Annotated in this window: 16 protein-coding genes; 12 read left to right on the top strand and 4 right to left on the bottom strand. The window is 69.6% G+C overall.

All coding sequences use genetic code 11. From position 1 onward, the window contains the following. Positions 1-38 precede the first annotated feature (38 nt). Complete coding sequence (locus tag ACWEKS_RS10415) at positions 39-1,313, bottom strand: ROK family transcriptional regulator (RefSeq protein ID WP_354838796.1); 1,275 nt, start codon at positions 1,311-1,313, stop codon at positions 39-41. A gap of 709 nt (positions 1,314-2,022) precedes the next feature. On the opposite strand from ACWEKS_RS10415, the gene ACWEKS_RS10410 reads away from it, so the two are divergent. The 6 genes from ACWEKS_RS10410 (at position 2,023) to ACWEKS_RS10385 (ending at position 8,914) form a co-directional block, all read left to right on the top strand. Continuing rightward, on the top strand, positions 2,023-2,811 hold the full coding sequence (locus ACWEKS_RS10410) for a GntR family transcriptional regulator (RefSeq protein WP_452339791.1): 789 nt from the start codon (positions 2,023-2,025) through the stop codon (positions 2,809-2,811). Continuing rightward, on the top strand, positions 2,812-3,039 hold the full coding sequence (locus ACWEKS_RS10405; RefSeq protein ID WP_040853885.1) for a 4Fe-4S dicluster domain-containing protein: 228 nt from the start codon (positions 2,812-2,814) through the stop codon (positions 3,037-3,039). 8 nt (positions 3,040-3,047) lie between these two features. After that, positions 3,048-4,496, top strand: a complete 1,449-nt coding sequence (locus ACWEKS_RS10400; RefSeq protein WP_452339790.1) for an ABC transporter substrate-binding protein — start codon at positions 3,048-3,050, stop codon at positions 4,494-4,496. A gap of 88 nt (positions 4,497-4,584) precedes the next feature. Continuing rightward, positions 4,585-5,457 carry an ABC transporter permease gene (locus ACWEKS_RS10395; protein WP_452339789.1) on the top strand — a complete coding sequence of 291 codons (873 nt, stop codon included), beginning with the start codon at positions 4,585-4,587 and terminating at the stop codon, positions 5,455-5,457. Then, positions 5,454-6,215: an ABC transporter ATP-binding protein gene (locus tag ACWEKS_RS10390; RefSeq protein WP_452339788.1), complete on the top strand. Its 762-nt coding sequence runs from the start codon at positions 5,454-5,456 to the stop codon at positions 6,213-6,215. The genes ACWEKS_RS10395 and ACWEKS_RS10390 overlap by 4 nt, the downstream gene beginning before the upstream one ends. Further along, entirely contained in the window at positions 6,215-8,914 is a 2,700-nt protein-coding gene (locus ACWEKS_RS10385; protein WP_452339787.1) for a fumarate reductase/succinate dehydrogenase flavoprotein subunit, read from the top strand. The genes ACWEKS_RS10390 and ACWEKS_RS10385 overlap by 1 nt, the downstream gene beginning before the upstream one ends. Positions 8,915-8,927: 13 nt before the next feature. Here ACWEKS_RS10385 and ACWEKS_RS10380 read toward each other — a convergent pair whose 3' ends face one another. Continuing rightward, positions 8,928-10,529 (bottom strand): DUF2207 family protein, encoded by a 1,602-nt coding sequence (locus ACWEKS_RS10380; protein ID WP_452339786.1) that lies wholly within the window; start codon positions 10,527-10,529, stop codon positions 8,928-8,930. Between the two features lie 100 nt (positions 10,530-10,629). On the opposite strand from ACWEKS_RS10380, the gene ACWEKS_RS10375 reads away from it, so the two are divergent. Next, on the top strand, positions 10,630-11,877 hold the full coding sequence (locus ACWEKS_RS10375) for a neutral zinc metallopeptidase (RefSeq protein WP_452339785.1): 1,248 nt from the start codon (positions 10,630-10,632) through the stop codon (positions 11,875-11,877). A 64-nt stretch (positions 11,878-11,941) separates the two neighbouring features. Here the strand turns inward: ACWEKS_RS10375 and ACWEKS_RS10370 are convergent, their stop codons facing one another. Together ACWEKS_RS10370 and ACWEKS_RS10365 are read right to left on the bottom strand one after the other, a co-directional pair. Further along, positions 11,942-13,237, bottom strand: coding sequence for an ammonium transporter (locus tag ACWEKS_RS10370; RefSeq protein ID WP_452339784.1), 1,296 nt, complete (start codon positions 13,235-13,237; stop codon positions 11,942-11,944). Positions 13,238-13,343: 106 nt separating this feature from the next. Then, the gene (locus ACWEKS_RS10365) at positions 13,344-14,177 is read right to left on the bottom strand and encodes a hypothetical protein (protein ID WP_452339783.1); all 834 of its coding nucleotides are present in this window, start codon (positions 14,175-14,177) and stop codon (positions 13,344-13,346) included. Between the two features lie 425 nt (positions 14,178-14,602). Here ACWEKS_RS10365 and ACWEKS_RS10360 point away from each other — a divergent pair, with 425 nt between their 5' ends. The 5 genes from ACWEKS_RS10360 to ACWEKS_RS10340 all read left to right on the top strand — a co-directional run bounded on the left by ACWEKS_RS10360 (position 14,603) and on the right by ACWEKS_RS10340 (position 26,136). Beyond that, the gene (locus ACWEKS_RS10360) at positions 14,603-17,092 is read left to right on the top strand and encodes a DNA polymerase III subunit gamma and tau (RefSeq protein ID WP_452339782.1); all 2,490 of its coding nucleotides are present in this window, start codon (positions 14,603-14,605) and stop codon (positions 17,090-17,092) included. 258 nt (positions 17,093-17,350) lie between these two features. Then, positions 17,351-18,562, top strand: a complete 1,212-nt coding sequence (locus tag ACWEKS_RS10355) for an acetyl-CoA C-acetyltransferase (protein WP_364621314.1) — start codon at positions 17,351-17,353, stop codon at positions 18,560-18,562. 37 nt (positions 18,563-18,599) lie between these two features. Further along, complete coding sequence (locus ACWEKS_RS10350) at positions 18,600-20,753, top strand: 3-hydroxyacyl-CoA dehydrogenase NAD-binding domain-containing protein (protein WP_452339781.1); 2,154 nt, start codon at positions 18,600-18,602, stop codon at positions 20,751-20,753. Positions 20,754-20,934: 181 nt separating this feature from the next. After that, complete coding sequence (locus ACWEKS_RS10345; RefSeq protein ID WP_452339780.1) at positions 20,935-24,552, top strand: protein kinase domain-containing protein; 3,618 nt, start codon at positions 20,935-20,937, stop codon at positions 24,550-24,552. Between the two features lie 111 nt (positions 24,553-24,663). Continuing rightward, positions 24,664-26,136, top strand: a complete 1,473-nt coding sequence (locus tag ACWEKS_RS10340) for an alpha/beta hydrolase (RefSeq protein ID WP_452339779.1) — start codon at positions 24,664-24,666, stop codon at positions 26,134-26,136. Positions 26,137-26,155: the final 19 nt, after the last annotated feature.

Genomic DNA, 26,155 nt, shown 5'->3' with positions numbered 1-26,155 from the left:
CCCGCCGGACGCGCCGGCGGGGATTTCGTCGTATCGGGCTAGCGGGCCCGGGTGGCCCGGCGCATGGCCGACAGCGGATCGGCGTAGAACACGCTCACCGACGTCACCGCCGCCGCGAATTCCTGCACCCGTCCGCCGAATCGGCTGATCCGCAGATCCGCCGCGGGCAGGGTGGTCGACTCCGCGAAGGCCTTGGCGACCCGCTCCATGCCGGGCCGCCAGCCGGTGAACGCCTGACCGCCCAGCACCACCCGGTCCGGATTGAACATGTCGCGCACCAGAGCCGCCGTGCGGCCCAGGATTTCGGCCCGCTCGACGAGCAGGTCACGGGCGGCGGCATTGCCCGAGTCCGCGGCCCGGTACAGATCGGTGATCGCCGGGCGACGCGGGGCCTCCGGCTTGGGCAGTACGCCCTTGCGCACCGCGCGCTCCAGCAGGGCGCGCTCACCGATGGCGGCCTCCAAGCAGCCGCGCCGGCCGCAGGTGCAATCCACCTCCGAGCCGGTCGGCAGGTGCGCGATCGAGCCGGGGCCGTTGGCGGGCGTGTGCACCCGATCGTGCAATGTCACTGCCACACCGGCGGTTTCGCGGGCGTAGACGAACAGGCTGCTGCCCGGTCGCGCCTCCTCACCCGGCTCGCGCGGGGTGAGCAGCAGCTCCGCCGCCGCCATCGCCTCGACGTGCGCGGACACCGAGACCGGCAGATCCAGCACGCTGCTGAAGACCGCCGCCACCGGCGCGGCCTGCCAGCCCAGGCGGGGATGGTCCACCACGCCCGCGGCGGGATCCACCCGCCCGGCCAGCGCCACGCCGGTCCACAGCGGCCGCCGCCGCGGCAGCCGGTCCAGGAACGCCTTGGCGCTGCGGGCCACTATGGTCAGCGCCGCGTCCTGACCCGTTTGGGGCGTGGCGATTTCGAGTCCGCCCAGAATGCGGCCGGACAGGTCCGCGGCCACGATGCGGGTGACGGTGAAGCCGATGTGCACACCCAGCGTCACGTAGGTGTCGGTGTCGACCTCGAACGGCACCCGCGGGCGGCCCACCGCGCCGGACGCGGTCAGATCGGCGCGCTCGCGCAGCAGTCCGGCCGAAAGCAGCGCGGACACTTGGCGATTCACGGTGGCGATGCTCAGACCCGTGGCCTGTGCGGCGATATCGCGGAAGATGGGTCCGCGGGTGGCGGCGCGCAGCACGGCGGCCGCCGGATTGTCGGTGATGCGCAGCTCCGGCGGCACCGCCGGGCGGGCCGGAGCCAGCCGTGCGGTCGCGGTGGAGACGGCGGTATGGGGACGTTCGAGCGTGGGGCTGGACACTTTTCGCAATCCTTGCTGCGGTCCCGCCTGCCGACAGGGGGACGAATGCCTACATGGAGGAATCAGCGGTGCAGCGAGGAACCCGGATCCGGGTGGGCGGTGAGGCTTGAACGATCCGGGTCAGAACTCGGCTGCGCGACGGCAGGGACAACACAGTTCCCGTTGCCGCGGCAGCCGAACGCCCAGCGCGATGGTCACGTAGGTGACCCGCGGCGCGGAGAGAGGGCGACTGGCAGACATAGGATCAAAGTATCATTCCGATCACGACGAACGGAAGGCGCGCGCGTCCGTCCCGGCAGCCTCGGGCCTGTCGGCCCGTCTCGGCTGCAAACCCTCCGAACAACCTGCCGTACGGCCGAATCTTTTGTGCCGGTTGATATTTCACGCCACCGAACCGGTCGCGCAGAGCCGACGGAAAATGTGGTGCACGCCACGTCGCCGTCCCGCATCTCGAGAAAGCGGGCCTGCCCCGAGCCCACTCCGGACCCGGGTCCGGTGCACGCATTCCGCTCAGCGTGATTCCAAGTCCGCCACCCGCGGTCGCGGTGGCGCAATAGCTCGAATCACCGGCATTTCGGCAGGCCGCGCGGACGGCCGGGCGGCGTAGAAACGCACCGCCCGCGCGGCCCTCCGGTGCGTGCCCCGGTGCCCTCCCGCATCGCCTCTACAGTTCTGAAACCACAGGTCAAAGGCGTTGAGAGGAGTCGAGGTGTCGCCGGAACCGGTACCGCTGCGCGCACCCCTGCGCCGGGCCGATCGTGCCCGTCAGGTGGCGGATGTGCTGCGTCAGCAGATTCACGCGGGCGCGTTCGAGGGGGCGCTGTCCCCGGAACACGAGCTGGCCGCTGAATTCGCGGTGTCGCGGAACACGATTCGCGACGCCCTCACCCTGCTCAAGGACGAGGGCCTGATCGAACGCGCCCCGAAGATCGGCACCCATGTCGCCCAGCGCAAATACGACCACGGACTCGACGCCCTGCTCGGTCTGAAGGAGACCCTGCGCGGACACGGCGAGGTCCGCAATGAGGTGCGTGCGGCCCGGCGGCTGCTGCCGCCGCCCGCGGTCGCCCGCAAGCTGCGGCTCGAACCCGGCGAACAGGCGGTGTACATCGAGCGCCTGCGATACCTCGGCGACCTGCCGTTGAGCCTGGACCTCACCTATCTGGCCCCCGACATCGGCGACGAGGTCGTCACCCGCGATCTCGAGAGCAATGACGTCTTCGCCCTCATCGAGCAGATCAGCGGCGGCCCACTCGGATCCGCCGATCTCGCGCTCGAGGCCATCACCGCCGACGCCCATTCGGCCATGACCCTGCAGATGCCGGAGGGCGGCGCGCTGCTGCTGCTCGAGCGGCTCACCAAACTCGAGGACGGCCGCCCGGTCGACCTGGAATACATCCGCATGCGCGGAGACCGGATCACCATGCGCGGCAGCCTGATCCGGCCACCGGAGCGCTCACCCGGTGCCGAAGCGGGCACCGACTGGAGGTTGATCTAGATGGCTGTGGTCGAGCACCGGGCCGACGTGCCCGTGACCATCGACGAATCGCTGTGCATCCAGGGCTGCACGCTGTGCGTGGAGATCTGCCCGCTGGATTCGCTGGCGATCAACCCGGACAACGGCAAGGCGTACATGCACGTCGACGAGTGCTGGTACTGCGGCCCCTGCGCGGCCCGCTGTCCCACCGGCGCCGTCACCGTCAACATGCCCTACCTGCTGCGTTGAGGAAACCCATGCTGTCGACCCTTCGTGAGAACCGCCCCGCCCGCCTCGCTACGGCCGCCCTGGCCGCCGCCCTCGCCCTGACCGCGTCCGGCTGCTCGCTCGAGAGCACGGGCGACGGTGACACCGTCAAGGTCGTCATCGGCTACCAGTCCAAGACCATCAATACCGTCACCGCCGGAACCCTGTTGAAGGCCAAGGGCTTTCTGGAACAGCGCCTGAACACCCTGAGCGCCGCGGGCGGCAAGAAGTACGCGGTGGAATGGCAGGACTACGACACCGGCGCGCCCATCACCGCGCAGATGGTGGCCGAGAAGATCGACATCGGCTCGATGGGCGACTATCCGCTGCTCATCAATGGCTCCCGTACCCAGGCGAGCGAGCGATCGAAGACCGAACTGGTCTCGATCACCGGCTACAACCCCAAGGGCGCGCTCAATATGGTGGTGGTAGCTCCCGACTCCAAGGCGCAATCCCTGAACGACCTGGCCGGTCGGAAGATCTCGGCCAGCGTGGGCTCCGCCGGGCACGGCACCCTGGTGCAGGCGCTGACCCGCGCGGGCATCGACCCCAAGTCCGGAGTCGAGGTGCTCAATCAGCAGCCCCAGATCGGTTCCTCCGCACTGGAATCCGGGCAGGTGGCGGCGCTGTCGCAGTTCGTGGCCTGGCCCGGGCTGCTGGTCTTCCAGAACAAGGCCAGGCTGCTCTACGACGGCGCGGAACTGAACGTCCCGACCTTCCACGGCGTGGTCGCCCGCCGCGACTACGCCGCGCAGCATCCCGAGGTGCTCGATGCCTTCCTGCAGGCCCAGCTGGACGCCACCGATTTCATCCACCAGCACCCCCTGGAAGCGGCGCAGGTGGTCGCCGACAACGCCGGGCTGGCCCCGGAGGTCGTGTACCTGTACAACGGGCCGGGCGGAACCTCCTTCGACACCACGCTGAAGCCCGCGCTCATCGCCGCGTTCAAAGGTGATGTGCCGTACCTGAAGTCGATCGGCGACTTCGCCGACCTCGACATCGACAGGTTCGTCGACCCGGCCGCGCTGAAGCAGGCGTTCGCGGAACGGGGCCTGAACTACGACGCGGAGCTGGCGCGCACCACCAACCCCGCCCCCGTCGCCGGCACCGATCCGGTGGCCAACCGGGCTGCCGACAATCCGGCGCTGGCCGGCGAGATCTGGCTCACCGGCCAGGACGTCACCCAGCCCGCCGCCGACCCCACCAGCCTGCTCCGCGCGATCAAACAGGCGCGGGCACAGGGGAAGACGGTCCGCGCCGCCTACGTGCCGGATGCCGAACTCGGCACCCGCTGGTTCGCCGACAAGGCGCTGTGGGTCCGCGACGGGGACAGCTACCTGCCCTTCACGACCGCGCCGGCCGTGCAGCGCTATCTGGGCGGACACCCGTCGGGTGTGACGGTGTCCTTCGACCAGGCCGTCAGCGAGGTCCGGCCGTGAGCGCCCGGCCGCGGAACGATGTGATCCCGGGTCGGCGGCGAACGGCCGAAGCGGGCCGAAGCATTCGGTGGCGCAACGGAGTTGGACGATGACCGCGTCCACGGCGGTAGCGGCCCGTCCGGCGTCGCCGGCCGCCGCACCCGCACGGGCGGTGGGCGCGGCCGGCTCCGGGGCCGGCCGGACGGTATGGCGGTCGCGCCTGGTGCGCGCGCTGTCTGTGCTGGCCGCGGTGGGTGTCTGGCAGTTTCTGACCGCCTCCCACCTCCGGCTCTGGGTGCGGTTCGACACCCTGCCGACGGTGACGCAGATCGTGCGGGCGTTTCAGCATCAACTGGGGACCGACACCTACTATCTCGATCTGGGGCAGTCGCTCATCCGAATCCTCACCGGATTCGGGTTGGCGGCCGTCGCCGGGGTGGCATCCGGTGTGGCGCTGGGGCGTTCGCGGTGGATCGCCGACACGCTGGGGCCGCTCACCGAGCTGGCCCGGCCGATTCCGGCCATCGCCATCGTGCCGGTGGCCATTCTGATGTTCCCCGACGACGAGGCGGGAATCGTGTTCATCACCTTCCTGGCCGCGTACTTCCCCGTCATGGTCGCCACCCGGCACGCGGTGCGCGCGCTGCCGGTCATCTGGGAGGAATCGGTGCGGACACAGGGCGGGACGCGCTGGGACGTGCTGTGGCGAGTCGTGCTGCCGGGCAGCCTGCCCGGCGTCTTCGGCGGACTGTCGACCGGCATCGGCGTGGCCTGGATCTGCGTGGTCTCGGCCGAGATGATCTCGGGCCGGCTGGGCGTCGGCTACCGCACCTGGCAGGCGTACACCATCGTCGACTACCCGGGCGTCTTCGTCGGCATCATCACCATCGGCGTGCTCGGCTACACCACCTCCGCCGCCGTGGAACTGCTCGGGCGGCGCGTCACGCACTGGCTGCCCCGCGGTGAGGAGTCCGTGAAATGAGCACCGCCGGAATCGATCTGACCCTGGACCGGGTCGGGCTGTCGTACACGGTCGCGCCGGTGATCAGCGACCTGTCGCTGACTGTGCGACCGGGCGAGATCCTGATCCTCACCGGACCCTCCGGCTGCGGGAAGTCCACGGTGCTGCGCGCCCTGGCGGGCCTGCTGCGGCCGGACACCGGCCGGGTGCTGGCGGACGGGCTCGAGGTGACCGGCACCGATCGGGACCGCGCCGTCGTCTTCCAGGACAATGCCCTGCTGCCCTGGAAGTCCGTGCGCGCCAATATCGAACTGGCCCTGAAGCTCCGTGGCGAACCCCGGGCCGGACGACGCGCGCTGGCCGACCGCTGGATCGCCGAGATCGGGCTCACCGGCTTCGCCGACTTCCTGCCCAAATCGCTGTCCGGCGGCATGCGCCAGCGCGTACAGCTGGCCCGCGGACTGGCGGGCGCGCCCCGCGCGGTCATGATGGACGAGCCCTTCGGCGCGCTGGACGCCCAAACCCGGAACACCATGCAGCGCCTGCTGATCGACACCTGGCGCGAGCATCCCGCGACCCTCGTCTTCGTCACCCACGACGTGGACGAGGCGCTACTGCTGGGCGACCGCATCGCGGTGCTCGGCCGCGCCGGCGAACCCCTGCGCGCGCTGCTGGAGGTTCCGCGCCCACGCGAAACCGGGGTCGATCGCAGCGCGCTACGCACCGACATCATTGCCGCCCTGGATCATTCGGGCGACCTCACGGAGGCAACCAAGTAATGGACATCCCCGATCTCGCCGACACCACCCGCCTCGACTGCGACGTGCTGGTGATCGGCGGCGGCACCGCCGGCACCATGGCCGCGCTCACCGCCGCCGAAGCGGGCGCGAACGTACTGCTGCTGGAGAAGGCGCACGTCCGCCACTCCGGCGCGCTGGCCATGGGCATGGACGGCGTCAACAATGCCGTCATCCCCGGCAAGGCCGAACCCGAGGACTACGTCGCCGAGATCACCCGCGCCAATGACGGCATCGTCAACCAGCGCACCATCTATCAGACCGCCACCCGCGGCTTCGCCATGGTGCAGCGGCTGGAGCGCTACGGCGTGAAGTTCGAGAAGGACGCCTACGGCGAATACGCCGTGCGCCGGGTGCACCGGTCCGGGTCCTACGTGCTGCCCATGCCGGAGGGCAAGGACGTGAAGAAGGCGCTGTACCGCGTGCTGCGGCAGCGGAAGATGCGCGAGCGCATCAGAATCGAGAACCGGCTGATGCCCGTGCGGGTGCTCACCGAGAAAGGGCGTGCGGTCGGCGCGGCCGCCTTGAACACGCGCACCGGTGAATTCGTCGCGGTCGGCGCGAAGGCCGTCATTCTGGCCACCGGCCCGTGCGGCCGCCTCGGGCTGCCCGCCTCCGGGTACCTCTACGGCACCTACGAGAATCCGACCAATGCCGGTGACGGCTACGCCATGGCCTACCACGCGGGCGCGGAGCTCTCGGGCATCGAATGCTTCCAGATCAACCCGCTCATCAAGGATTACAACGGCCCGGCCTGCGCGTATGTGGCCAATCCGTTCGGCGGGTACCAGGTGAACGCGCTCGGTGAGCGCTTCGTGGACTCCGACTACTGGTCCGGCCAGATGATGTCCGAGGTGAAGCGGGAGATCGAATCCGCCCGCGGCCCCATCTATCTCAAGGTCTCACACCTGCCCGAGGAGACCCTCGACGCCCTCGAGAGCATCCTGCACACCACCGAACGCCCCACTCGCGGCACCTTCCACGCCAACCGCGGCCATGACTACCGCACCCACGACATCGAGATGCACATCTCCGAAATCGGTTTGTGCAGCGGGCATTCCGCCTCCGGCGTCTGGGTCGACGAACACGCCCGCACCACCGTGCCCGGTCTCTACGCCGCCGGTGACCTGGCCTGCGTCCCGCACAACTACATGATCGGCGCGTTCGTCTACGGCGACCTGGCCGGCGCACACGCCGCATCCACCCTGGGCGAGATCACCGCTCCCGGCGCGCTGCCCGCCGACCAGCTCGCCGCCGCCCACGAACTCGTCTACCGCCCGCTGCGCAATCCCGACGGGCCGCCGCAGCAGCAGGTCGAATACAAGCTGCGGCGGTTCGTGAACGACTATGTGGCCCCGCCCAAGACGGCCACCAAGCTCTCCCTCGCCATCGAGACCTTCGACCGCATGCGCGACGACCTCACCGCCATGGGCGCGCGCACCCCGCACGAGCTCATGCGCTGCGCCGAGGTCACCTTCATTCGGGACTGCGCCGAGATGGCCGCCCGCTCCTCACTCACCCGCACCGAATCCCGCTGGGGCCTCTACCACGAGCGCGCCGACCTGCCGGAACGCGACGACGTCGAATGGCGGTACCACCTCAACCTGCGCAAGACCGCCGACGGCCGGATGGAATTCCTGAAGCGGCCGGTCGCACCGTATTTCGTTCCGGTGCCCGGGCTGGATGATCTGCCCGGCACCGACGACACCGTCGTCCCGGTGGACCAGCCCGCCCTCATCGGCACCCCGCCCAACCTCGGGGCGCAGGTGCGCTCGCATGCGCCGGCCGCGGGCGTCGCAACGAAAGACGTGGTGGCACCGCGGATCGCGCTACTGCTGAGCCTGGACGCACCCGGCACCCAGGAGTTGCTGCCGTTCCTCTCCGATGCGGATCCCCGGGTCCGTGCCACCGCCCTGGCGGTCCTCACCGAGCACACGCCGGACGGCTTCGCCGAGCAGCTGATCGCGGCGCTCGCGGACGAGGACGCGGAAGTGCGCTCGGCCGCCGTGTCCGGCCTGCGGGAACTCACCGAAATCCTGCCCGCCGCAACCGGTCTCGTGCGGCACGCCGATTCCCCGGACTCGATCGTGCGCGCCGTGGTAGTGGACCTGCTGCGCGCCCTGCGGTCCGGCTCGGCGGAGCTCTTCGCCAAGGCCGCCGTCGACGCCGACCACCGCGTCCGCATCCAGGCCGTGCACGCCCTGGTCTCCCTGGACGACTGGACCGCCCTGACCGCTGCCGCGCACGACGACAATCGCGAGGTCAGGATTGCCGCCGCGCGCGGTCTGGCCACCATCGGTCTCGGCGGCGCCGACACCGTCCGCGCGCTCACCACGGACCGCGACCCACTGGTCCGCGCGGCCGCGTTCACCGCGCTGTCGCGACTGGGCGCCGACTCCGATGCCGCGACACTGACCGCCGCACTGGGTGATTCGGCATGGCAGATCCGGGAGGGGGCGGCGCGCGGCCTGGCCGCGGTCGGACCGGATCGAGCGGTCGAACCGCTGAGCCGGGCCCTCGCCGATATCCACCCCGACATTCGCAAGGCCGCGGTGCTGACCCTCAGCACCTGGCCGGAATCCGCCGCCGCCCTGGCCGCCCTCGAATCCGCCCGCGCGGACAGCGATGCCGATGTGCGCGCCTACGCCCGGCGTGCGCTGGCGGTGCATGCCGGCGGCTAGGCCGTCGTGCGGGTCAGCGCTGGTCGGCGGTCCGGAACAACCCTTCGACGGCCGTGATGAAATACGGGAAATGCGCGCCGAAACGCTGCAGCGCGCGATCGCCCTCGAAGCCGCCGAACCAGTACAGGCCCGGGCTCCCGTCCGCTGTCGGATCCAGCTCGCGGAACGTGCGCACCCACTGGTCGCCGCGGCGCGCGGCCACCAGGAACGGCAGCGCCCGGGAGAACACCAGCTCCTGATCGGCGGCCGGAATGCGCTGCGGCGCAATCGCGTCCAGCCCGCGCTGCATGGCCTGGACCCGACCGGTCAGCTCCCGGCCCAGCGCCGTGCGGGCGGGCAGATAGCGCGGCAGCAGCAGCGCCGCCACCCCGCCGAGCGCGATGGCCGCGCCGACCAGGGCATGCCGCTGCGGGCCGAAGGCCAGCGCCACGGTCGCGATGACCCCGAGCAGGATCAGCCCGACCCCGAGCCAGAACTCGAAACCCCGGCGGGTCCGGTCGATGAAGACCCCGGCTGCCACGGCATCACCGATCAGCGCCGCCCGCACCGCGCCCGCATCCACCCGGCCCTTGCGCTCGGACAGCAGCACCGACTCGACGCCCTCCGGAATCAGCGCCGCGTACACCGCGCGCTCGTAGGCGGTCAACTGCCCGTCGGGCGGATTCACCCGGGAGAAACGCCAATCCGAATCGCCGACAGCGCTCACCCACAGATAGTTGCGCACCGCCAGATCCACCACGGTCGACGCCATATCCGGTACGTCGGCGTGGCCGTCGAGCAGCAGCCCGGCCGTGCTCGGGAGCATCCCGTCGGGCGAGGTGAACTGCACGTGGTCGCCTGCGCGCACCAGCGGATCGAGCACTTCGGTGCCCGCCGGCGCCGACCGGCGCGACCACACCACATACCCGGCCGCCGCCGCCAGCGCCGCCAGCAGCACGCCGAACGCGGCGAACACCGGACCGGTCAGCGAGAAGGCGCCGGGCGCATTGTCGTCGCGCACATCGGCATTCGCCTTGACCGTGCTCGGCGGCAGCTGCAAGGTCACATCCAGGATGTCGCCCTTGTGCAGGTCCGTCTTCTCCAGATGCGCGAACCCGTCCGGCTCCACGCGAATATCCGCGCAGTCCTGGGGATTTCCGGGCGGGCCCACCGTGCACCTGGTGATGCCCATGCGGAAGCTCGGGCTCGACACCGTCGCATTGATCGACGCCACATCGGTATTCAGCACGCCGGTCCACTGGAACACCTGCGCGCCCGAAGCTTCACTGACGGTGTTGTGCACCGTGTACTTGAAGGTGGCCGAACCCGGCCGGGCCTCGATGGTGAACCGGTCGTCGGCGACCTTGGCATCGCCATCCCCGTCGGCGGACACGTCGGTCACCTGGAAATTGCGCTGCACGCCCGCGCCCACCTGCACCCGAAGCGGCAGCACCTGCCGAAACTCGCCGCCCTCGGGCACTTTCACGGTTTCGGTGATCCGCAGCAGACCGTCGTCGCCCAGATTCACCTCGGCGGTGATATCCACACCGGCCGGCTGCGCCACCGCGGCCGGCGCCGCCACACCCGCCACCGCGAGCAGCAGCGCGACCAGGGCGGCCCCCCGAAAAATCTGCATGACTGGCTACTCTAGCCAGCTTGCTATCCTTCCTCAGCGGCAAGTCGCAGGTCTATGGAGCCGGCAGGTTATCTCTGAGGAACGAGGGGGTGCGGGGGAGATGACTCGCCCACCGTCCGAACACGGACCGACACCCCCGGGCCGGCGTCCCGTGCCACCGCGCGGAACCCCGCCGGGCGGGTCGCAGCAGCCGCCCGGATACCAACGGCCGCCGGGATATTCGCCGCAGCCGGGCCGGCCCACTCCGCCGCCGCCCGGCTATCCATCCCCGCGCCCGGGATATCCGCCCCCGCCCGCTGCGGGTGCGCCCCGGCCGGGATATCCACCGCACCAAGGCTTTCCGCCGCCCGCCTACGGCCAGCCGCCCGCCTACGGCCAGCCGCCGGGCTACCCGGCCCGGCCCGCCTACCGCGCGCCCATGCCGCCGCCCACCGCCGCCCCGCCGACCGGCGCGATCCCGATGACCCGGCCCGCGCCGCCGCGCCGCGGCCGGATCGGTGTGCTGGTGGTGATCCTGGTCCTGCTGGTGACCGGCGTGCTGCTGCGCACCGCCATCACCACCGGCCTGAATTCCATCAATGCCGGCTCAACCGTCAAGACCAGCTACCCGGGGGATGCCGGTGAGAACCACGGCGTAGCGGCCACGGCCGACAACCCGTTGCTCACCGATGCCGATTACACGCTGCTGCCGGCCAAGTGCGCGTACACGCCGTGGGGCACCCAGGTCGAGGTGGCGCGCAAGTTCTTCGAAACCGCGGCGGACTGCCTGCACTCCACATGGAAACCCTTGTTCGACAAGATCAATCTGCCGTTCGAGGCGCCCAAGCTGAACGTGTCCGCCGACACCACCGGAATCACCACCCTGTGCACCGGGAACAGCACCAATTTCGCGGCCTTCTACTGCTCGGCGGACATGACCATCTACCTGCCGATCAGCCAGCTGCAAACCGATCTCTTCGGCAACAACTGGGTCGTCTACCTGTCCGTCTTCGCCCATGAATACGGCCATCACGTCCAGGCTCAGGCCGGCATTCTCGGCAAGGTGCACCAGCAGCGCCGCGACGCTGGTTCCCGCAGCGACACCGGCCTGGAACTGTCCCGCCGCACCGAATTACAGGCCCAGTGCTTCGACGGCATGTACCTGTCGTCCTCCAGCAATGGCGGCTCGCTGACCAGCGCCCAGATCGGCGTGGCCCGCAATGACGCCTATCACCGCGGCGACGGACCCGGCGACATGCGCGACCACGGCACCGCCCAGAACATGGGCGGCTGGTTCGAGATCGGGTACGACAAGGACCGCACCCTCCAGTGCAATACCTTCAGCGTCCCCGCGAGCAAGGTGAACTGAACCGGACCGCAAAAGCATTCGAGCCCCGCTGCGAGACGCAGCGGGGCTCGAAATATCGCACAGCTCAGTGCCCGTGCGGCTTGGCGATCCGGCTCGGCGCGTGCCCGTGCACGCCCTCGGCGTAGGCGGTCTCCGCGTGCAGCGCGAAGTCGATACCGCCGATCTCGTCCTCCTTGGTGATCCGGAAGCCGATCAGCTTGTCCAGCACCTTGCCCAGCAGGAAGGTCACCCCGAAGGCGAAGGCCGCCACGGTCAGCACGCCCACGGTCTGCTTACCCAGCTGACCCAGTCCGCCGCCGTAGAACAGGCCCTTCGGCCCACCGGTCATGACCGCCGAGGCCAGGAAGCCGATGAGCAGCGTGCCCACGATGCCGCCCACGAAGTGCACGCCCACCACGTCCAGCGAATCGTCGTAGTTGCCCTTGAACTTCCAGCTCACCGCGAACGAACACACCACGCCCGCAACCAGACCCACGATCACCGCGCCGATGGTGTTCACCTCGCCGCAGGACGGCGTGATCGCGACCAGACCGGCCACCGCGCCCGAGGCCGCGCCGAAGGTGGTCGGCTTGCCGTCACGCCGCGCCTCGACCACCAGCCAGCCCAGCATGCCCAGACAGCCCGCCACCAACGTGTTCAGGAATACCGCGGCGGCAATGCCATTGGCCGCCAGGGCCGAACCCGCGTTGAAGCCGAACCAGCCGAACCACAGCAGGCCCGCGCCCAGCAGGACGAACGGCAGATTGTGCGGCCGCATGGCATCGGTCTTGAAGCCCACCCGCGGTCCCAGCACCAGCGCCATGGCCAGTGCCGAAGCGCCCGAGGCGATCTCGACCACCAGACCGCCCGCGTAATCCAGCGCGCCCAGCTTGGCCAGCCAGCCGTCCGGCGTCCACACCCAGTGCGCGATCGGCGCGTACACGATCAGCGCCCAGGCCGGCACGAAGATCATCCACGCCGAGAACTTGGCGCGGTCGGCGATCGCGCCGCTGATCAGCGCGACGGTCAGGATCGCGAAGGTCAGCTGGAAGGTGACGAACAACAGCTCCGGCACCGCCGCCCCGCTCTTGGTGTCCACCACGTGCAGCGTGTTCGGATCGATTCCGGCCAGCCCGAAGTGCCCGAGATCGCCGATGATCCCGCCGCCCGCGTCATCCCCGAAGGCCAGGCTGTACCCGAACAGCAGCCACGCCACCGCGACCAGCGGAATCGAGATGAAGCTCATCATCAGCATGTTGAGCACACCGCTGGACCGCACCATGCCGCCGTAGAAGATCGCCAGTCCGGGTGTCATCAGCAGCACCAGCGCCGTGGCGGCCAGCAGCCAGGCCGTCGCCGCCGGGTCGAGATGAGGTGTCATGCGGTAACTCCTTCCACGCGGTGATCGCGTTGCGTGGAAGTTACCGAATCCTCACGTTAAGGCGCTGTTACAAAAATGAGGCTTCGGATACCTGCCGTTAACAGCCCTAGCTGCGACGATCCTTGACCTTTTTGGTCAGCGCGCGCAATCCGCGCGGGCCGGGGACCGGATTGCCGTCGTCGAGCGCCATCCATTCGGCGGTCACCAGCCACTGCTGCTGGGCCCGGGCGTCGGCTGTGTCGTTGAACACGCGCCGTCCCCGATCGTCGCGCAATTCGTAGGCCAGCACCGACCAGCGCGGCGGGCGGCCCTGCTCGGCCACCTGGTCCCGCAGATACGCCGCCACCAGCGTGCCGATGGTGTTCACCGGTCGCAGCGACACCCGGTTGCCGTACCGGGCGGCATGGAAGCGCCTTCCGGCACACAGGGATCGGGGCGCGGCGTTGTAGGCGATCCAGCCCGCGCGCTGGGCGCGCTCGATCAGCCACAGATGCTTGATGGCGGTCGGCTGGATATCGCCCACCCGATCGCGGATCAGGGCGATCGACGGTTCGGAGAGCAGAATGTCGCGCCGGGTCGGACCGGTGCCGTGCGCGATCCAATAGTTGTCGGTGAGTTTCGCCAGCACCCGTCCGAAATCGTCGATGCTGCGCTGCGCCCGCCGGCCCAGCCGCTCGATGCGCTCGGCCTCGGCCCGCATGTCGTTCTGCACGATGAGGGTGTGGATCGCCGCCAGGGTCGGCACCTGGCCGCGCTGCAGCAGTTCCAGAATCGCGCCCGCGGTGGCCGGATCGGCAGCGGCGGACACCGGTAGGGAATCGCGCCGGATGTCGTAATCGTGCGGGCTGATGGCGCGGCTGAGCAGTCCGACCGCGGCGGAATCGCCGGCGAATTCGGTACTGGAGAGCCAGGCTGCGGCGATGTCGTCATGCGACTGCACGAGGCATGTCCTCCGGGGGATTTGGTTGTGCTCCGGCCGGGATGAGGGACCGGCCGGGGCGACCAACCTGATGAAGGTTTGGCTACCGAAGTTGCCGTCGTCCACGGTAGCCAAGCGATTGCGATCTTGCCGCATCGATTGACTGGATCGTTATGTCGGATCTCTGGAGTTGAAACAGAACGTAAGTCTGTATCTGGTGACATAGCAGGTCAGAGGTCTTGGACAAATGGCCGCTATGGGCACGCTGAGAATTTGCTGTGGGAATTGTCGAGATGTCCGTTCGGGACGGTCGGTTCTGACCGGGCCTCAGGAATGAGTGTGATCTACGCCATAGTTCGAGTGGACGACCGGACACCAGCGGAGTACCGGACGACCGGCCCGGCGGCGCGGCACCGCCTGTCGGTGCGCCCCGGTAACCTCTCCCCGTGGCTCTGTACCGGAAGTACCGACCGGCAACGTTCGCTGAAGTGGTGGGTCAGGAGCACGTCACCGATCCCCTGAGTATCGCGCTCGACACCGGGCGGATCAGTCATGCCTATCTCTTCTCGGGACCACGCGGCTGTGGCAAGACCTCCTCCGCGCGCATCCTCGCGCGCTCGCTGAACTGCGTACAGGGCCCGACCTCCAAGCCGTGCGGCGTCTGCTCGTCCTGCGTGGCGCTCGGCCCGGGCGGATCCGGCAATCTCGACGTCATCGAGCTCGACGCCGCCAGCCACGGCGGTGTGGACGACACCCGCGAACTGCGCGACCGCGCCTTCTACGCCCCGGCCGAATCCCGGTACCGCGTCTTCATCGTCGACGAGGCGCACATGGTCACCACCGCGGGCTTCAACGCGCTGCTCAAGATCGTGGAGGAGCCGCCCGCCCACCTGATCTTCGTCTTCGCCACCACCGAGCCGGACAAGGTGCTGCCCACCATCCGCTCACGTACGCACCACTACCCCTTCCGGCTGCTCCCGCCCGCCACCATGCGCGGACTGCTCGGCAAGATCTGCGACCAGGAGGGGGTGCAGGTCGAAGAGTCGGTGTACCCCTTGGTGATTCGCGCCGGCGGCGGCTCCCCGCGCGACAGTCTCAGCGTGCTGGACCAGCTGCTGGCCGGCGCGGGCCCCGAGGGCGTCACCTATCCGCGTGCGGTCTCGCTGCTCGGCGTCACCGATGTCGCGCTGATCGACGACGCCATCGAGGCGCTTGCCGTCTCCGACGGCGCGGCCCTGTTCGGCACCATCGACCGCGTGGTGGAGGCGGGTCACGACCCCCGCCGCTTCGCCACCGACCTGCTCGAGCGGCTGCGCGATCTGATCCTGCTCCGCGCCGTCCCCGACGCCACCGACCGCAACCTGGTCACCGGCCCCGGCGACGTCATCGACCGCATGCGCTCCCAGGCCGAGCGCCTCGGCGCCGCCACCCTGGCCCGCCACGCCGAACTCCTGCACGAGGGCCTCGGCGACATGCGCGGCGCCACCAACCCCCGCCTGCTGCTCGAAGTCGTCAGTGCCCGCATGCTTCTTCCGGCCGCTTCGGACGCCGAAACCGCCACCCTCCAGCGCCTCGAGCTGCTGGAGCGCCGAATGGCAAGCGGCGCAATCCCCGCCGCCCCGCAGCAGGCGCAGGCCGCTCCGGCCGCATCCGCGTCCGCCGCTCCCGCCGTGCCCCCGGCCGGCGGTGACAACCGCCGGCGCGGAGCCGCGGCCCTGGCCGCGCTGCGCGCCGAAAAGTCCGGCACGCCGGCAGCTCCCGTCGCCGAGACGGCATCCGCGCCGATCGCTCCCGCGCCGGCTGCCGATCCCACACCGCAGGCCGTCGCCGGCGGCACCGCGGTCCGGCCGCCTGAACTGAGCCCGGTGGGCAGTGCCGCACCGCAGGTTGCGGCGACCCCGGTAGCGGAAAGCCCTGCACCGCAGCAGGTTCCGGCCGCTGCGGAACCCGCGCCCGCGCCGGTGGCCCCCGAGCCGGGGCCGGTGGCGATCGAACCCGTTGCGCCGGTTGCCGATCCGATCGCGGCCGCGCCGGTCGTGGAGCCGGTGGCCGCGCCCGAGCCGGTCGTGATTCCCGCGCCGGAGCCTGTCCCCGCGCCCGAGCCGGTTGCTGCGCCTCGACAAACCGCCCCGGCCGAGCCGGTCGCGGCACCGGCCGAGGTCGCTGCTCCGGCGGCCGCGGCGCCCGTGGGTGACGCCGTGCTGCAGGAGATCGAGGCGGCCTGGGCGGATATCCGGGCCAAGGTGCGGGACTTCGGTGCCGCGGTGCAGGCCCTGCTGACCGGCGCCAGCGTGGCGCGGGTCGAAGGGGAGACGATCGTCTTCGCGCACCTGCACGCACCGCTGGCGCAGCGGTTGTCGCAGCCGCAGAACCTGGACGCGGTGCGGTCGGCGGTCCGGGCCGTGCTGGGGCGCGACCACGATGTGCGGTGGGAGGTCGGGGGACCGGCCGCCGGTGGCGGATCGGCGGCCACGGCGGCGGGGCGGGCCCCGGCGGGCGGGCAGCCCGCGCCCAAGAAGGCCGCACCGAAGTTCTCGCGCCCGAGTCAGGCCAAGGCGGCCGCGGCCGCACCGGTCGCCGAGCCCGCGGCGGCCGCTGGGTGGGGGAGCACCACGCCCGCGGCGCCCGCCGCTCCGGCGCCGGCCGATCCGGGGCCGGCGGGCGGGGATCCGTTCGATGCGAACAGTGCCCGTTTCGCGCCGCCGGAGGACGATATTCCGCTGCCTGACGGGCCGGATCTTCCGGACGATCCGGGGCCGGGTGACTACTCGCCGGTAGGTTATGACGGCGTCCCACCTGCTACTACGCCGGAGGAGGAGCGGGAGATGCTGGCGGAGTCGGCGAAGCCGGTGCCTCCGGAGGAGCGCCGCGACCCGGATGAGGTGGCGCTAGCACTGCTGAGGTCGGAGTTGGGGGCCACACCTCTCGAGGGTTGACAGTTCCCCTGCGGGGCAACTTAAGTTAACCGGAGTTCGCATAGTTCGGTACTATGATCGGGTGGCCGTGAGTATCGGTTTCGCGAGGTTCTAAGGTATGGCCCGGGCGTACGGGCTACCGGAGCGTCAACGAGCCTGCTCGGGACGTTGTTTGTACAGCGTCTAGGCGATCGGTCGTGGGGCCGGTCGGCGAGGTTATAGCCATGGCACTGCCCGCACAACGCGGTGACGGCGCACCCAAGAGAGGAAAACTCCGATATGACCACAGAGGCCTACATTTACGAGGCCATCCGCACCCCGCGCGGCAAGAACCGGAAGGGCTCGCTGCACTCGGTCAAGCCGATCGACCTGACCACCGGTCTGGTCGAGGAGCTGCGGAACCGGTTCCCGAACCTGGACGAGGACCGCATCTCGGACATCATCCTGGGCGTCGTCTCCCCGGTCGGTGATCAGGGCGCCGACATCGCCCGCACCACCGTGCTCACCGCGAACCTGCCCGACACCGTCGGCGGCGTGCAGATCAACCGCTTCTGCGCCTCCGGCCTCGAGGCCGTCAACATGGCCGCCCAGAAGGTCCGCTCGGGCTTCGACGACCTGGTGCTGGCCGGTGGCGTGGAGTCCATGTCCCGCGTGCCGATGGGCTCCGACGGCGGCGCCATGTTCATGGACCCGTGGACCAGCTACAACGCTTACATTGTGCCGCAGGGCATTTCGGCCGACCTGATCGCCACCATCGAGGGCTTCTCCCGCGACGACGTGGACGCCTACGCGGTCCGCTCGCAGAACCTGGCCGAGCAGGCCTGGAAGAACGGCTACTTCTCGCGCTCCGTCGTCCCGGTCAAGGACATCAACGGCCTGACCGTCCTGGACAACGACGAGCACATGCGTCCCGGCACTACCGCCGCCGACCTGGGCAAGCTGAACCCGGCCTTCGCCGGCATCGGTGACATGGGCGGCTTCGACGCCGTCGCCATGCAGCGCTACACCTACGTCGAGAAGATCGACCACGTCCACACCGGTGGTAACTCCTCCGGCATCGTCGACGGCGCCGCGCTGGTGCTGGTCGGCTCCGAGGAGGCCGGCGCCGCTTCGGGTCTGACCCCGCGCGCCCGCATCGTCGCCACCGCCACCTCCGGCGCCGACGCCACCATCATGCTGACCGGTCCGACCCCGGCCGCGCACAAGGCGCTGGCCAAGGCGGGCCTGACGGTCGATGACATCGACCTGTTCGAGATCAACGAGGCCTTCGCCTCCGTCGTCCTGAAGTTCCAGAAGGACCTGAACATCCCGGACGAGAAGCTGAACGTCAACGGTGGCGCGATCGCCATGGGCCACCCGCTGGGCGCCACCGGCGCCATGATCACCGGCACCATGGTCGACGAGCTGCACCGCCGCAACGCGCGCTACGCGCTGGTCACCCTCTGCATCGGCGGCGGCATGGGTGTCGCCACCATCATCGAGCGCGTCTGACGCCCACCGACTTTCATCTTCAGGAGAATCGAAAACAATGACCGAGAACATGATCGGCTGGGAAAAGGACGCCGACGGCATCGTCGTGCTGACCATGGACGACCCGAACCAGGGTGCCAACACCATGAACCAGCTCTACAAGGACTCCATGCGGGCCACGGTGGACCGCCTGGTCGCCGAGAAGGACGACATCACCGGTGTCGTCATCACCTCCGCGAAGAAGACCTTCTTCGCCGGCGGTGACCTCAAGAACATGATGCAGACCACCCCGGCGGACGCCGCGGCCATCATGGAGGAACTGACCTTCATCAAGGACGACCTGCGTCGTCTGGAAACCCTTGGCAAGCCGGTGGTTTCGGCCATCAACGGCGCTGCCCTGGGCGGCGGCCTGGAGATCACCCTGGCCACCCACCACCGCATCGCGGCCGACATCAAGGCCGTGCAGCTGGGCCTGCCCGAGGTCTCCCTGGGCCTGCTCCCGGCCGGTGGCGGCGTCACCCGCATCACCCGCATGCTCGGCATCGCGAACGGCCTGATGGGCGTGCTGCTGCAGGGCCAGAAGTTCAACGCACAGAAGGCGAAGGCCACCGGCCTCATTCACGAGACCGTCGCCTCCGTCGAGGAGCTGGTCCCGGCCGCCAAGGCGTGGATCAAGGCCAACCCCGAGGCGGGCGTGCAGCCGTGGGACGTCAAGGGCTACAAGATCCCGGGCGGCACCCCCTCCACCCCGTCGCTGGCCGCCAACCTGCCGGCCTTCCCGGCCAACCTGCGCAAGCAGCTCAAGGGCCAGAACATGCCCGCCCCCAAGGCGATCATGTCCGCCGCCATCGAGGGCGCGCAGGTCGACTTCGACTCCGCCTCGCTGATCGAGTCGCGCTACTTCGTGTCCCTGCTGACCGGTCCGGTCGCCAAGAACATGATCCAGGCGTTCTTCTTCGACCTGCAGCACATCAACAACGGCGGTTCGCGTCCGAAGGACGTGCCGAAGCGTGAGATCAAGAAGGTCGGCGTGATCGGCGCGGGCATGATGGGCGCGGGCATCGCGTACGTCACCGCCAAGGCCGGCATCGACGTCGTCCTGAAGGACGTCACCATCGAGGCCGCCAACAAGGGCAAGGACTACTCGGTCAAGCTCGAGGAGAAGGCGCTCTCGCGTGGCAAGACCACCGAGGAGAAGTCGAAGACCCTGCTCGACCGCATCAAGCCGACCGCCGACGCGGCCGACTTCGCGGGCGTGGACTTCGTCATCGAGGCCGTGTTCGAGAACCCGGAGCTCAAGGCGAAGGTCTTCGGCGAGATCGAGGACATCGTGGACGCCGACGCGCTGCTCGGCTCCAACACCTCGACCCTGCCGATCACCCTGCTGGCCAATGGCGTGAAGCGGGCCGAGGACTTCATCGGCATCCACTTCTTCTCGCCGGTCGACAAGATGCCGCTGGTCGAGATCATCAAGGGCGAGAAGACCTCCGACGAGGCGCTGGCCCGGGTGTACGACTACACCCTCGCCATCCGCAAGACCCCGATCGTGGTGAACGACTCGCGCGGCTTCTACACCTCGCGCGTGATCGGCAAGTTCATCAACGAGGCCATCATGATGCTCGGTGAGGGCGTCGACCCGCAGACCATCGAGCAGGCCGGTCTGCAGGCGGGCTACCCGGCGGCGCCGCTGAAGCTGTCGGACGAGCTGAACTTCACCACCATGCAGAAGATCTACAAGGAGACCGCCGAGGCCATCGTGGCCGCCGGTGGCGAGATCGACGCCGCCTCCGGCGCGACCGCGCAGATCCTCGACAAGCTGGTGGACGAGTTCGACCGCAAGGGCAAGGCCGGCGGCGCGGGCTTCTACGACTACGTCGACGGTAAGGCCACCGGCCTGTGGTCGGAGCTGCGCTCCACCTTCAAGACCTCCACCGAGCTGCCCGAGGGCGTCTCGCTGCAGGACCTGAAGGACCGCATGCTGTTCGCCGAGGCCATCGAGACCCAGAAGTGCTTCGACGAGAACGTGCTGACCTCGACCGCCGACGCCAACATCGGCTCGATCTTCGGCATCGGCTTCCCGGCCTGGACCGGTGGCACCCACCAGTTCATCGTGGGCTACCCGGGTGGACAGCAGGCCTTCGTGGCCCGCGCCGACGAGCTGGCCGCCAAGTTCGGCAGCCGCTTCGAGGTTCCGGCTTCGCTGCGCAAGTAACAACGGCGCTCCAGCGCTGAAACACCCGGCCCGGGTCGCGAATACGCGGCCCGGGCCGGGTGTTTTACAGGTGTGTGAAGAGGACCGCACGGGACGCCCGGAGCTGAGTGAAAGGTCCACACGCCCGTGCGGTCCGCGCTACGTTGGAAGATGCGCGGGAGAACACCGGAGGCAGGTCCAGATGAATCCACAGGCGCGCCCGGGCGGCTCGCGGAGTGAGCAGGCCCCTCCCGAAGACTCCACGCAGTCCTACCTTCCCATGACCCTCGACGACGAGCTCGAGGCCATGGGCCTGTTCGACGCGGAGGAGATCGGCCGGGGCGGTTTCGGGGTGGTGTACCGCTGTGCCCAGCGCGCCCTGGACCGGGTGGTGGCGGTCAAGGTGCTCTCCACCGAGATCGACGACGAGAGCCGGGAGCGGTTCCTGCGTGAGGAACACGCCATGGGCCGGTTGTCGGGGCATCCGAACATCGTCGACATCCTGCAGGTGGACGTCACGCCCAGCGGGCGGCCCTTCATCGTGATGCCCTATGCCACCCGCGGTTCCCTGGAACAGGTGGTGCGGGACAGCGGGCCGCTGTCCTGGACGGATTCGGTGCGGGTCGGGGTGAAGCTGGCGGGGGCCATCGAGACCGCGCACCGGGCCGAAGTACTGCACCGGGACGTGAAACCGGCGAATGTGCTGCTGAGCCGCTACGGGGAACCGCAGCTCACCGACTTCGGAATCGCCCGTATCCCAGGGGGTTTCCGCACCTCGACGAGTCTGATCACCGGCTCGCCCGCGTTCACCGCGCCCGAGGTGCTCAAGGGTGACGAGCCGACCGTGCGCTCGGATGTGTACGGGCTGGGCTCCACCCTCTTCGCGCTGCTGACCGGTCACGCCGCCTTCGAACGGCAGGCCGGGGAGAAGATCGTGGCGCAGTTCCTGCGCATCACCAGCCAGCCGGTGCCGGATCTGCGGGAGCTCGAGATTCCGCCCGACGTGGCGGCGGCCATCGAGGCGGCCATGTCGCCGGATCCGCGTGACCGGCCCGGCAGCGCCGTGGAATTCGGGGAGCTGCTGCGGACCGTGCAGGGCGAGCACGGGCAGGTCCCGGACGAGATGGCGCTGCTCGAGAGTGAACAGCCCGGGGTGGACGGCACGGATTCCACTGCCACCCGGACATATTCGCGCCGGCGCACGCACACCGTGGTCACCGCCCCGCGTGCCCGCTCGCTGACGCTGCGGCCGCAGGGCAATCCCAGCGCCGTGTTCGCCGCCTCCGGCACCACCGAGTTCGGGGCCGTCGGCAATACGCTGCCGCCCACGGCCGCAACGAAATTCCTGCCCCCGACCCCGGCCCGCGAGCCGATCCCACGCCCCCGGCTGCTGGAACCGCTGCGCGCGGGCGGTCGCCGCCGGCTGGCGGTGATCCACGCCCCGGCCGGATTCGGCAAGCGCACCCTCGCCGCGCAGTGGTGTGCCGAGCTCACCGATCGCGGGGTGGCGGTCGCCTGGATCAGCATCGACAGCGACGACGACAACGAGGTATGGCTGCTGGCCCACATCATCGCCGCCATCCGCAAGGTGCGGCCGGAGATCGGCGTGGGGCTCGAGCAGCTGCTGGAGGAGCGGCCCGCCGAGGCGGTGCCGTACGCGGTGTCGGCGCTGATCGACGAGGTGCACGCGAGCGGGAGCCCGGTGGTCGTGGTGGTGGACGACTGGCATCGGATCACCGACGCGGGGGCGCAGCGGGTAATGGAGTCGCTGCTCGACAACTGTTCGCACGACCTGCGTTTCGTCATCACCAGCCGGGAGCGGGCCGGGTTGCCGCTGAGCCGTCTGCAGGTGGCCGACGAACTGGTGGAGATCGGATCCGGTCAGCTGCGGCTGACCGAGGCGGAGACCCGGCAGATCCTGGTCGAGCGCATGGGGCTGGAATTGAGCGAGCGGCAGGTGGAGCAGATCCACACCGCCACCGACGGCTGGCCTGCCGCGATCCAGCTGGCCGGACTGTCGCTGCGGTCGGCCGATCGCGACGTGGACCGGCTGATCACCGGACTCTCCGGCGACAACAAGGCGATTCGCGAGTACCTCGCCGAGAACGTGCTCGACACCATCGAGCCGCACATGCTCGAATTCCTCAGTGCCATAGCGGTTCCCGAACGCGTGAACGCCTCGCTGGCCGAGGCGCTGTCCGGCGCGAAGGACGCCGCCGATCTGCTGGATCAGGCCGAGCGGCGGGAACTGTTCGTGCACCGGCTCGCCGACGATCCGAATTGGTACCAGATGCAGCCGATGGTGGCCGAGCACCTGCGCGCCCGCTTGGACCGGGCCCAGCCCGGGCAGCTGAAGAAGCTGCACGGCAAGGCTTCCCGCTGGTTCGCCGAGCACAATCTGATCAAGCAGTCGGTCGATCACGCGCTCGCTGCTACCGATCTGAAGTACGCGCTGGACCTGGTCGAGAAGGGCGGCATGGACCTGATCGACAGCGCTCGGCTGGCGACCCTGTTCGGCACGGTGTCGAAACTGCCGGTGCAGCAGGTGACTTCGCGTAGCAAGCTGCTGATGGCGTTGGCCCGGGCCAATGTGAACCTGCAGCAGTCCGGTGCGGCCCGGACCGCACTGGGGCGGTTGTCGAACATGCTGGCGCGCAGTGGCACCGACGACGCCGAGGCGGTGAATCAGCGCTGTCAGGCGGCGGTGCTGGCCGCGGCCGATCAGGTGGCCCGCGACCGCACCGAGGGCGTGCTGGACAAGATCACCGAATGCCTGAAGCTGGCCGACGACCTCCCGGCGTGGACGGTGTCGACGGCCGCGAATCTGGCCTCCTTCGTGCGCCTGTGCGACTTCGACTTCGAGGGCGCCCGGGACATGCAGGAGTGGGCCGCGCCCTATCACGTGCGGTCGGCCGATCCGCTGGGCGAGGTGTTCGGGCGCTGCGCGCAGGGCGACGCCGCCTACGAGCAGCTCGATATCGACACCGCCACCCGGTGTTTCGAGCAGGCCTGGCAGATCGCCCGCGACCGCGCGGGGTCCCGCTCGAACTCGGCGCGGGTGGCGGCCGCGCTGCTGGGCGAGGTGGCCTACCGGCGCGGTGACCTCGACAGCGCCGAGCGGCTGCTGGATCAGAGCCACGAACTGACCGCCCGGGTCGGCCCGGTGGACTTCCTGGTCACCATCTTCGTGAGCGGGGCCCGGGTGAAGGCGGTCCGCGGTGACCTGGAGACCGCCGCGGCGCGCCTGGACGAGGGCGCGCGCATCGCCGCCGACCGGCGGCTCACCCGCCTGGCCGCCCAGGTTCGGGCCGAGCGCCTGCGGCTGGGCCTGCCCGCCGATGCGCTGACCGCGGGCCTGGTCACCGATCCGATGGCCCGCGCGTTGCGGCACGCCACCGGCGCGGCGGCGCTGGCCGCGGAGGCGGAGGAGATCGCCACCATCCGTGCGCTGCTGGCCCGGCACTACCGCGGCGAGGACCGTGCCACCGACGACCTGGCCCCGCTCGGCGCCGACGACACCGCGGTCAAGCGCGCCCGCGCCCTGTATTCGCGCATCCGCGAGCAGCGCCGGCCGCGCGCCGAACTCGACGCGGCGCTGCTGCTGGCCGAATGCCTGTCGGTCTCCGGCTGGCTCGGGGAGTCCATCGCGGTGCTCACTCCGGTGGTGGTGCGCTGCGCCGGGCTGGGCTGGTCCCGGCCGCTGCTCGACGCCGGGCCGGGCGTGGTGAACATCCTGCGCACCATGCGCCACGAGATGCCGCTGGACGCCGATACCGAGGCGCCGGAGCTGCCCCGCCGTTTTCTCGATTCGCTGCTCTGAACAGCGGATTCGGCGGTACGGCCAGCGAATTCGGGCGAGTTCGCCCAGCATCCAGGCTTCATGCAGCCTATTCACAGGGTTTCTCGAGGAATGGTGTCGAGAATCGCCGACGTGCCTGTGACGACGATGCTGCAGTCCCCGCCCGCCGTGCCTCCGGCACCGCAGTTGCCCGCACAGACCCAGACCGGGTTCGGGGGCGGCTTCCATCACGGGGTTTCGCTGCTGCACGGCTGGCTGCCCCAGGTGATCACCTTCGTCGCGGTCTTCCTGCTGGTGGTGGCGTTCGCGCGATTCACCCGCCGGTGGTGGCTGCTGTGGGTGCCGGTCTGCGTGGTGTTCGCGCTCGGGGTGGTGTGGGCCGCCTGGATGTACACCAACGACGAGGGGCTGGCGTCGGATCCGGCGCCGGTGCTGCTGTGGATCGCGATCGGCTTGGCGGGGGCGGCGCTCGCCGCCGCGGTGGTCGGTATCCGAACCGGTGGCTGGTGGCAGCGGATCGTGGCCGTGCTGGCGGTGCCGGCGGCGCTGCTGAACGTGGGTGTCGTGCTGAACCAGTGGGTGGGGTACTACCCGACCGCGAACGCGGCGTGGGCTGCCATGACGGCGGAACCGCTGCCGCATCAGACCAGCCTGGATTCGCTGGCGTCGCTGCGGAACACGAATGTGGGGACCGGGCGGATCGTGCCGGTGGATATTCCGGAATCGGGTAGCCACTTCAATCACCGCACCGAATACGTGTACCTGCCGCCGGCCTGGTTCCAGGGCGACAAGCCGCCCACCCTGCCGGTGGTCATGATGATCGGCGGCGAGTTCAACACCCCCGCGGACTGGGTGCGCAGCGGTCAGATCATGCCCAGCGTGGACGATTTCGCGAAGTCCAACAACGGCCAGACGCCGATCCTGGTGTTCGTCGATTCCGGCGGCAGTTTCAACAACGACACCGAATGCGTGAACGGCCCGCGCGGCGATGCGGCCGACCACCTCACCAATGATGTTCCCGCCTACGCGGAATCGACCTTCGGCGCGTCCGCGGATCCCGCCAAGTGGGGGATCGTCGGGTGGTCCATGGGCGGGACCTGCGCGGTGGATCTGGCGACCATGCATCCGGAACTGTTCGGCACCTTCGTGGATATCGCGGGCGATCTCGGTCCGGCCGCGGGCAACAAGGAGCAGACCGTCAAGCGGCTCTTCGGCGGCAGCGAGCAGGCCTGGGCGGCCTTCGATCCCACGACCGTGATGCAGAAGCACGGCCCGTATGCCGACACGGTCGGCCTGTTCGACGATCTGACGCCGCCCGCGTGGCAGAAGAAGATGGCCTCCGACCCCAAGGCGAAGGCCTACATGCAGCAGCAGTCGATCGACGAGAGCAAGGTCGGCATGGGCGGCAAGGACGGCGTCTACGACACCGGCGAGGTCGGCGCGGCCGAGGCGCTCTGTGCCCAGGGGCAGCAGGTCAATATCAACTGCACGGTGCACACCACCGAGGGCGGGCACACCTGGCAGTTCGCGGCGGCGGCCTTCACCTCGTCATTCCCGTGGATGACCGCGCGCCTGGGAATTCCGGTGGCGGGCCTGTCCTCGTAGCAACGAGAGCAGGCGTGCG

This window comes from Nocardia sp. NPDC004711 (assembly GCF_053601595.1).
Note: the sequence above shows the minus strand (reverse complement) of the source record. Positions and strands in the feature narration are given on the sequence as shown.